At 64.1% G+C, this 10,080-nt stretch carries 8 protein-coding genes; 6 read left to right on the top strand and 2 right to left on the bottom strand.

Annotated elements, in window-relative coordinates; genetic code table 11:
- Positions 1–1,335 (top strand): prepilin-type N-terminal cleavage/methylation domain-containing protein (locus tag KA184_00340; protein ID MBP8127997.1); only part of this gene is annotated, 1,335 nt, incomplete at its 5' end.
- Between the two features lie 18 nt (positions 1,336–1,353).
- On the opposite strand, the gene murJ is transcribed toward KA184_00340, so the two are convergent.
- Positions 1,354–2,937 (bottom strand): murein biosynthesis integral membrane protein MurJ, encoded by a 1,584-nt coding sequence (gene murJ, locus KA184_00345; GenBank protein ID MBP8127998.1) that lies wholly within the window; start codon positions 2,935–2,937, stop codon positions 1,354–1,356.
- A gap of 6 nt (positions 2,938–2,943) precedes the next feature.
- The gene (gene lnt, locus KA184_00350; GenBank protein MBP8127999.1) at positions 2,944–4,467 is read right to left on the bottom strand and encodes an apolipoprotein N-acyltransferase; all 1,524 of its coding nucleotides are present in this window, start codon (positions 4,465–4,467) and stop codon (positions 2,944–2,946) included.
- A 284-nt stretch (positions 4,468–4,751) separates the two neighbouring features.
- On the opposite strand from lnt, the gene KA184_00355 reads away from it, so the two are divergent.
- From KA184_00355 to KA184_00375, 5 genes are all read left to right on the top strand, one after another.
- Complete coding sequence (locus KA184_00355) at positions 4,752–5,741, top strand: methyltransferase domain-containing protein (GenBank protein MBP8128000.1); 990 nt, start codon at positions 4,752–4,754, stop codon at positions 5,739–5,741.
- Between the two features lie 204 nt (positions 5,742–5,945).
- On the top strand, positions 5,946–7,361 hold the full coding sequence (locus KA184_00360; protein MBP8128001.1) for a sugar transferase: 1,416 nt from the start codon (positions 5,946–5,948) through the stop codon (positions 7,359–7,361).
- 36 nt (positions 7,362–7,397) lie between these two features.
- A complete protein-coding gene (locus KA184_00365; protein ID MBP8128002.1) occupies positions 7,398–8,726 on the top strand; it encodes an oligosaccharide flippase family protein in 1,329 nt (442 codons plus the stop codon).
- A gap of 113 nt (positions 8,727–8,839) precedes the next feature.
- A complete protein-coding gene (locus KA184_00370) occupies positions 8,840–9,811 on the top strand; it encodes a histone deacetylase (GenBank protein ID MBP8128003.1) in 972 nt (323 codons plus the stop codon).
- Between the two features lie 79 nt (positions 9,812–9,890).
- Positions 9,891–10,080 (top strand): hypothetical protein (locus KA184_00375; protein MBP8128004.1); only part of this gene is annotated, 190 nt, incomplete at its 3' end.

Consider the following 10,080-nt stretch of genomic DNA (forward strand, 5'->3'; position numbering starts at 1 on the left):
GCGGCGCGCGGCGAAATCTCCTGCGAATTCCTGCCCGGACCGCCCGCGGGCCCGGTCGGCATCTTCCTTTACACCGCCGAAGGCCCGCTCTATGGGCCGGTCTCGCTCGCAACCGGCCTCATCTATGATCAATACGGCAACGCCATTGCCGAGGGCGCGCTGCTGACCGTTGTGGTCGAAGGCGGCGCCATCACTTCCTCGGACGCCGCGCCAGCACTGCCGGGCCATCAGGCCGCCGCGCACGCCGGCGTGGCGTCCTTTGTCGTATTGCCGTCCTCGCGCGCCCAAGCCCTGACAACGCTGACCGTGACGCTCTACGCCGATGCCACGCTCACACAACCCATCGGCTCGGAGACATTCACGTTCGAGTATGTGGACCCGGAGGACGTGCCCACGGCCGGGCATTGGGGCTTGCTGCTTCTTGCGGCGCTGCTGTGTGCCTGCGCGGCGTGCCGGAGCGCGCCTGCGCCGCGCAAGCGGGGCGGTTTCACGCTGATTGAATTGTTGATTGTAATCGGGATTATCGGCATCCTGGCGGCGTTGCTGCTGCCCGCATTGGGCCGCGCCCGCGCGCAGGCACGCTCCGTCGATTGCGTCAACAACCTGCGTCAGCTCTACCTCGCCAACGCAATGTACGCGGCCGAGCACGACGGCCATTACGTGCCCGCCGCGCCGGACATGTACGATTTCCTGCTGCCCGGCGCGGAGCCCGATCACTTTGGCGGCCGCAAGCGCTGGCACGGCGAACGCGAATCGCCAAACCCGAACAGCGATTTCGATTTCCGGAAGGGGCCCCTCTTCGAGTATCTGCCCGACGGGCGCGTTGCGGAGTGTCCCGAATTCTTCGAAATGAAACGGCGAGGCGAGGTGGACAATGCGTTCGAGTCCGGCACGGGCGGCTACGGTTACAACATGGCCTATATTGGATCGACGCTGTACCAGACGGACGACGTGGTACGCGCCGCGCGGCAGACCACCCGCGATGTCAACATCGCGGATCCGTCGCAGGTCGTCATGTTCGCCGACGCGGCGATGCCGCAGCAAGGCTATATCGTCGAGTATGGGTTCCTCGAGCCGCCGCGCTTCGTGTCGAAGCAGTACCCGCACGGTCAGCGGGACGATGACCTGATGGCCTCGCCGTCGCTGCATTTCCGCCATTACGGGCGCGTGAACGTGTGCTGGGCCGACGGCCACATCTCGAGCGAGAAGTGGGCCTGGGCGCCCGAATTCAACATTTACGGCGCGTACAACGCGCGCTGGGCCGTCGGCTGGTTCGGTCTCGACGACAACCGCTTCTTCGACATCCTGCCGAAGGACACATATCTCGCTAAATAGTACTGCATGCCGTGACCGTCACCCTTTCCGTGCGCGAAATGCCCCGAGCAATTGCCGCATCTCGTCAACGTTCAGCGCGCGGCAGAGCAGCGCGTATACGATGACCCCGGCCGCGACGGGCAGCGCCACCGTCGTCAAGCGCGCCGCGAAGCCGCCCGTGCCGAGAAGGAATTCCAGCCGGTAGTTCAAGCCGTACGCGACACCACACATCATGACCGTGGCCACCGTCATGCGCAGCAGCGCATCCGTCGCGGCGCGGTCCCACAGCGCGCCGTAACGTCCGTTGAGGAAGACGTAGAGCAGCGCGAAATTGACGGTATAGGAAATGGTCGTGGCCAGCGCCAGGCCGCGATACCCCATCGGACCGACAAGCGCGCAGTTGAGCAATATATTCAGGAACATGCTCGCCGCGGCGATGATTACGGGCGTCTTGGTGTCGTGCAGCGCGTAAAACCCCTGCACCGACACTTTCACCCAGGCGAACGAGAGCAAGCCCGCTCCGTAATAGAGAAGCGCGGTTGCAGCCCGCTCCGTTTCGCCGGGCGTGAAGGCGCCGCGCTCGAAGAGCAGCCGCATGATGGGCTCGCGCAGGAAGATGAGCCCCAGCATGGCGGGAAACACGAGAAAGAACGTTTGCCGGTAACCGTGCAGCAGCGTGCCGCGGATTTCCCCATGTTCACCCCGTGCGGCAGCGCGCGAGATGCTCGGCAGGATTGCCACCGACACCGCCACCCCGAAGATGGACAGCGGCAACTGCACTAGATGGTTCGCGTAGAACAGGGCCGTGACCACGCCTTCTTCCAGGGAATAGGCGAAGAAATTGTCGACCATCTTGTTCACTTCGCCGGTCGCCTGACCGAGAATAACCGGCAACAACAGGAGAAACGCGCGACCCACGCCCGGGTGCCGCGGCGGGAACGCGGGCAAGGTCACGTGCGCGTGCTTGCGCATCGCCCAGGCGAGCACGGCCAGCTGGGCCGCGCCGCCCAGCCAGACCCCGACGACCAGCGACCACGCCGGATTCTCGAAACGCTTGTAGAACAAGGCACAGCCGCCGATAAACGCGATATTGAGCAAGGCAGGCGCCCACGAGGGCGTGCCATAATGCCTGACGCTGAACAGGGGCGCCATCGCGAACGCGGCCAACCCGATAAAGAAGAGATAGGGAAACGTCCATTGCATGATCTGCACGGTTTCGCGCAGTTCCACCGGGTCCTTGGGCTCGGCATTCGTAAGGGGCCGCAGCAATTCGAGCAGGTAAGGCACCAGCGGCATCGCCAGCACGCCCAGAACGGTGATGACGCCAAGCACCACGGTCATGATGCCCAGCAGCTGGGCCACGAGCGAGCGAAAGGCCTCGGGGGATTCCTTTTCCTGCGTCTGCGCGAGCACCGGCACGAACGCGGCATTGGTCGCGCCTTCACCCAGCATGTCGCGCAGCATGTTCGGCAAACGGAACGCGAAAAAGAACGAATCGCGCGCGGCGGTGGGGATCAGTCCGGCGATCACAATGTCGCGCACGAGCCCCAGGATGCGGCTCAACATCGTGCCGCCCGCGAAGACCGCAGCAAACCTCGCCAGTTGTCCCTTGGATTCCGCCATGGCTCGTCAATCCTTCCACGGCCGGTCCGGCGCCCGGCGGCCCCACGCCAGCGCCGCCGACACCCACAAACCGGCCAGAATGGCGAACGCCCAAGGCGCGGTTCGCGGCCCCCAAGGGACCGGCCGCGCCGCGGGCAACGGCAACGGAATGACCTGCATGCACCGGTGTGCCAGCGTTTGCAGCGCGGTATACTGTTCATACATGCGCGCGAAGCGGCCGTATGGGTCGAAAACACCCGAAAGCCCCGTGTTTGCGGCATGGATCACCGGAAGACGTGTCTCAATCGCGCGCAGCCGCGCGATATCGAGTTCCTGCGCGGCGGCGCAACTGCGCCCGAACCAGCCCAGGTTGGTGACCACGACGAGCGTGTCCGCCCCCATGCGCCGCAGCGTTTCCGCCATCGGCGAGAACAGAACCTCGAAACAGATCAGCGGGCCGAGCGTGCGCTCCTCGAATGGGAGCACCTTCTGTACCTCGCCCGCGTCAACATCCGCGGGCACAATCTGCCGCAGGAACGGCAGAATTCCCGAGAATGGCATGTATTCGCCGAAGGGGGCGAGGTGGACCTTGTCGTAGTAGCCGGCTGTTTCGCCGCTCCGGTCCAGGAGCACGCTCGAGTTGAAGCTCTTGCGCCCGGTCTCGCGAACCGCCCCCGCGAACAGGCCGGCTTGCGTGTCGCGCGCGACCGCGCGCAACGCGGTCGCATAGGGTTCGCGGTCGAACGATTCCATGACCGTGGCCTCGGGCCACACAACAAGGTCGAGCGGCGCACGCGCGGCTAATTGCGACGACATCCGCGCCGATTCCCGCACCATTTGTTCGTCGTACAGGCCGCTCCATTTCATGTCCTGCGGGAAGGCCGGCTGGATAATGCCCACGTTGAATGGCTGCTCGGGATAGGCCGCTTCGCGCAGAAGCAACGCGCCCCCGGCGTGCGCCAGGACCACGACGGCGGCGGCGGCGGCCAGCCGCCTGTAACGCCACGGTCCCTCCTGCGCGGCCAGGGCCAGCAGCGCATTTACCAGCGCCAGGATGAAAGAAATGAGGCTGACACCGCCCACGGCGGCAAGCTGCAACAGCCAGAGATTGGGCCCCTGGCTGTACCCGAGCGCGCTCCAGCCAAACCCAGTGAAAAGCCGGGCTTCGAGAAATTCCAGGAACGTCCAGAGCAGCGCCAGACCGAGCGCATTGCCAAACCGCGGCGCCTGCCGGCGCGCATGCACCCAGACCGCGCCGGTCAGCGCCCAGAACAGCGCCAGCAACAGGCAGAGCAACTCGTATCCGAGCACCGCGAAGCCGCCGACCCAGTAGATGTTCGATATTTGCCATTGCAGCAGGATCGTGTGAAAAACCCAGCCGGCGGCGAAGAATTGCGCGGCCGCTTCGAGCGCGCGCGCGCGCCGAACGCGCCAGAACAAGAGGGCCGGCGCAACCCACGCGAGCCAGTAGAAGTTCCATGAGGGGAAACTGACCGCGAGGAGCACTCCGGCAATCAAGGATATCCCGTATGTGCGAAGCAGTGCGCGCATGACGCGCGGCATCATGCGGCAGCCCGAGCCGATGCGTCAAGCCGGACGTTCTCGGGGCGGAACTCAAGACTCGCCGGTAAGCCCGATGCGCAAATACACGTGCCTACAGCAGGCGTTCACTGCCGGAGTGCGCACTTGCGCCCGGAACCGGTTTCGTTGTATCAAGAACGCATTGTTGCCGCCATCCAGACAAGGAGGACCCGTTGCCCGTCCCCGTTCCTGAAAACAGTTCTTCGGCGTTGTCGCGCGTCCGGAACGAACCAGCGCCAGAATTGATCCGCCTCATGGAAGCGCGGCTGCTTTTGCCGAAGGAGCGCATTCTCTGTTACGGCTGCGGCCGCGGGGCGGACGTTGCGTGGCTGAAAGCGCGCAAGTTCCGCGCACAGGGCTACGATCCCTATCCCTTGTTCGGCTATTCGTCGGAACCTTCCGGAACGTTCGATGTCGTCTGCCTCGTCTACCTGCTGACCCGCCTCAAGACCGACGAAAACCGGCGTGCCGTGGTCACGCGGGCGTTCGGCTATGTCCGGCCTGGCGGCCGGATGCTCGTTGTCACGCGGAACGCGCTGCGCCTCGCGGCGCAAGCCGGTCTGCAAGGGCCGGACGCAGCGACGCAATACCTCTGCGGCCTGTTGTCGGACTGTTCGGTTGCCGAGACGCAACTCCGCGAACTCGAGGGGGTTGTCACGACACTGTGTTTCAGCGCGCGGCGCCCCGGCAGCCTGGAGCCGCGCAACCCCGTAGTGCTGGTGCCGGACGATGGCGAAGCCGCAACCTGCTGCCAGGCCCTGGCGCGCGAACCGTATATCGGGCTCGACGTCGAGACGACGCTCGAAGAACCGCGGCGAATCTGCACAATCCAGTTGAGTGCCGCGGACCGGACCTATCTCATCGACGCGCTGGCGCTCGGCGACTGGCAGCCTGTGAAAGCCCTGCTCGAAAACGACCGCGTCGAAAAAGTCATCCATAACGCCCAATTCGAAGAAGACCTGTTCGCCAAACGCGGCATCCGCATTCGCAGCGTCTTCGATACGCTGCCCGCTTCGCGGCGGAAACACCGTCGCGGCGTGGAAGGCGGCCACAAGCTCAACGAGGTGTGCGAGCGCGAATTGGGCATCCACATGGACAAGACCCTCCAGACTTCCGACTGGACGCAACGCCCGCTGACGCCCGCGCAAATCGCCTATGCGGCGCTGGACGCTGAGGTGCTCATCGACCTCTACCGCGTTTTTCATCCGCCCAAGCCGCCTGAAACCTTGTCACTGTTTGAATAGACCGCCCAAGGATGCGCCGGCGCCACCGCGGTTCGGCACGGGTCCTCTCCTGTTGGCACAGGGTCTCGCGCAAACAGAAGTTTTTTGTTGACAAGCGTCCAGGAATAGCAGTACGCTCGCGTCGTGGGAGATCGTTCAGTCCTGGCGGCGTCTTGGGACGCGCGCACAACGGCCTGGTAGGGAAAGTCTATAGTGAATCCCCAGATGAGTCGCGCCACCTTCTGGAGTGGACTTCTTGCACTCGGCGACACGGGTTTCGTGTTCCTCGCCACCCTGTTCGCGACTCAAATGACTTTGCCCCCGGACGGTTCCCGGGCCTTCTCCGAACACCTTCAGATGGAATTGGCCTATTTCGCGATCTTCGTGCTCGCGTGGCCGGTGCTCGCGTCCCGTCAACGGCTCTTTGCGTCGCGACGTCGCGATCACTTGACGCTGGTCGTCTATGACGTAACGAAAGCCGTCGTGGCAACCATCGTGTTTTCGGGGTTCATCGTCACGTTCTTCACCAGCCTCGGCTTGCAGCGCGAGTTCTTGCTGTGGTTTGGCGGGGCGTCGCTCTTGATATTGAGCGTGTTCCGCAGCGTGGTCCAATTGTTCCTGTGGAGTCTGCGCGCGCACGGCCGCAACATGCGCCAGGTCATCGTCATTGGGGCAAATTCGAGAACTCGTGAATTGATCCGCACGATCGAAGCCAACCCCCATTACGGCTACCACGCCATCGGCATTCTCGAGGATGAACCGGACCGTTGCCGCATGCTGGAAGAATTCAATATCCCGCTTCTCGGCAAGTTCGAATCGCTTGAACAGGTGCTCACGCAGCATGTCATCGACGAGGTGTTCATCGGGCTCCCGGTGAGCTCGCGCTACGAGACCATCCAGAGCATGGCGCACCTCTGCGAGGGCGTCGGCGTCGGTGTCCGTCTGATCGCGGACCTGTTCCCGCTGCGGCTGGCCACGAGCCGGTTTCAGAAGATCGAGCACATCCCGATCCTGGCGTTAACCACGGTGCCCGAGAACCAGGCTCAGCTCATGCTGCAACGCACGACCGACATCGTCGTCTCCGGCGCCGCGCTCCTGATTCTGTCTCCGTTGTTCATCCTGACCGCCATTCTGATCAGGCTGGATTCACCTGGGCCGGTGTTCTTTCTCCAGGAGCGCGTGGGGCAGAACCAGCGCAAGTTCAAGATGATCAAGTTCCGTTCGATGGTCGCCAACGCGGAGCAGTTGCGGCGGCAGGTCGAAAAACTGAACGAGGCCGACGGCCCCATCTTCAAGGCCCGCCATGACCCGCGCATGACGCGCGTGGGCCAGTTCATCCGCAAATACAGCATCGACGAGCTGCCCCAACTCATGAACGTGCTCGTGGGGCACATGAGCCTCGTAGGGCCGCGCCCGCCGCTGCCGAATGAGGTGGCGCAATACTCGTGGAACCAGCGCCGCAGGCTCAGCGTGAAACCCGGCATGACCGGCCTCTCACAGGTGCGCGGCCGGAGCGACCTGTCGTTCCGGGAGACCGTGGACCTGGACCTGGCCTACATCGACCAGTGGTCGCTCTGGCTGGTGTTCCGTATCCTCGTGCAAACCATTCCCGCGGTACTACGAGGGCGCGGGGCCATGTAGGCCCCGGCGTCGCGCCGCAACGCAACGGGAGCGCCCGTGTTCGCAGACGCCGAAGCCGTCAAGCGCCTTCTGGGCAAGGGATATCTTTCCTGGTTGAACGAGATTGTCTCCGTGCTCGGCGCGCGGGTTCTGGGCTCGGGCGCGGCGTTCCTCGGCAACATCCTCGTCGCACGCTACCTCGAACCGGCGCGTTACGGCCAGTTCTACCTCCTGTTCACGATCATGACCATCGTCGCCGGGCTCACGGGACCCGGATTCGACACCAGCCTGGTCCGGTTCGCGTCCAAACTCCTGCAAAGCGATAGCAACGCCGCCTTCTCTTATTTTTCGGTCATGTTCCGGATGAAGTGCGCCGTGTTCGCAATCACCATGCTCGCCGGAATGCTCGCCGCCGCGCCGCTCCTGCGCCTGCTGTTCCCGGCGGGTGACGCGGCGTCCGTGACGCGGCACGCGATTGTGCTCGCCTTCTTCGGCGGGGCCGCCGTGTCCATGTGGGGGTTCGCGCAATCCTATTTCCAGGCCTGCCAGCACTTCGGGCGCTACGCCGGCTTCGAGTTCTTCAGTTCGACCTTGCGCCTGTGCCTCGTGGTCCTGCTGATCCTGCTCGATGTGCGCACCGTGTGGGCCTACCTGGGCATGTATGTCGCCGCGCCCACCGCCATGTGGTTTATCTCATGGCTGTTCCTGCCGCGTCGCGCCTTCCTTGCGGGCGCCACCGTCGCCGTCACGCGCGAATTGCTCGCTTTCGCCAAGTGGGTGCTGCTCGCCACCCTGTTCACGACCCTGACCCAGCGCCTCGACCTGCTGTTGCTCGGCATGTTCCGTGTGCCGGAGGAAACGCTCGGCTGCTACGGCGCCGCGGTGAGCCTCGTCCTGCTCGGCGAACTCGTGCTGCTGACCTTTTACAACGTGCTGTTGCCGAAGGCGAGCGCGCTCAAGAACCCGAGCGACCTGCGCCGCTTCATCGGCTCGTTCCGCATCCCCAGCCTGCTCTTCTGTCTCGGCATGAGCCTGCTCATGCCCTTCGCCGAGACCCTGCGCCACCTCTTCTTCGGCGAAAAATACCTCGGCACCGAACTCTATTTCCTCATCCTCCTTTCCGGCATCATCGTGTCCCTTGGATGCGCGCCCGCCGTCACTTCGCTCTATTCGCTGGGCCGGTCCCATTTCATTGCCGCGTTCGAGGGGTTCCGCTTCGTGGCCGCGCTCGCGCTGGGCGTCTACGTCGTGCCCCGTTACGGCGCCGTCGGCATGGCTTGGGTCATGGCCGGCACGCGCGCCGTCATGAGCGCCGTCATGTATGTCGTCGCCCACCAGGACGTCAAGCGCCTCACCATCGCGGAATACATGCGCGGCGACAACTGAGCCCCCGCTCCCAAAACCGGGCGCGCGCCTGGCCCGGCACAGGCGGGCCGCTTTGAATGTACGCCGCGTGTCGCTTAGAATGGGGCGTCCCGTGCGGTCTTGAGGTAACAGGCATGGCAGCAGTTGGATTGGTGTACCGCGAGGAAGCGCTGCGGCACGATACGGGTTTCGGGCATCCCGAAGCGGCGGACCGGTTGCGCGCGATTTTGAAGGGGTTTGGCCAAGCCGGGCTCGACCCGCCGCGCCTCGAAATCGGCCCCGCCTCGCGGAAGGACCTGTTACGCGTTCACAGTGAATACCACGTGGACACCATTGAGCGCGTGTGCACGGACGGTCTGCCCTACCCTGACCCGGACACCGTCATGGGCGGGGGTTCTTGGGATGCGGCGCTGTTGGCGGCCGGCGGGGCGATCGCGGCGTGCCGCGCGGTGCTCGAGAAACAGTACAACCGGGTCTTCATGGCGATGCGCCCGCCGGGCCATCACGCGGAACGGGACTGGGCCATGGGCTTCTGCCTGTTCAACAACGTGGCCGTCGCCGCGCGCTGGCTGCGCGAGGAAGCCGGGCTCGCGCGCGTGGCCATCCTGGACTGGGACATCCACCACGGCAACGGCACGCAGCACGCCTTCTACGAAGACGATTCGGTCTATTACATCAGCATTCACCAGCACCCGCACTATCCGGGCACGGGCTTTCCGGAGGAGCGCGGCAAGAACAACACGAACCTGAACATCCAGATGCCGCCGGGCGTCGACCCGGATGAATGGCTGAATGTGTTCCCAAAGTTCATTCTGCCGGAGCTGGAACGTTTTGACCCGCAGTTCCTCCTGATTTCGAGCGGGTTTGACGCGCATGTGCGCGACCCGCTCGGCCATCAGTTGCTCGAAACGGAGCATTACGCCGAAATGACGCGCCGCGTGCTGGCTGTGGCCGGGGGGCGCATCGTGTCGCTGCTGGAAGGCGGCTACAACCTCCAGGCGCTGACGGATTCGTCGGTCGCGCATTTCCGCGCGCTGGAGGAAGACGGCGCCCCAGCGGCGCAAGGTCCCCAGGAGACGTATGGCATCACCGGGCACACGGGCTGAAGAGTAACGGTGCTCTTGCATGCAAGACCGCAGGACGGTTTGCGTTGGGCTTTGGCCGGAACATCAGAAAGTTAAGATCATGCGCATCTCTCGTTGTTTCTCATGCTTGGTACTGGCCGGGATCTGTGTGCACCTTGGGGGAGCCGCGGCCGCGGAGGAATGGCCTGTCACCAGGGAATCCGGCTATCGCGGCATCTGGTATTACAACCAGGAAACAAAAGACGAATACGTTTACAAGTACAGCGGCGGTCTGGGCACGTATTGCGCGG

It is taken from the genome of Candidatus Hydrogenedentota bacterium, from assembly GCA_018005585.1.
Lineage (GTDB): Bacteria > Hydrogenedentota > Hydrogenedentia > Hydrogenedentales > JAGMZX01 > JAGMZX01.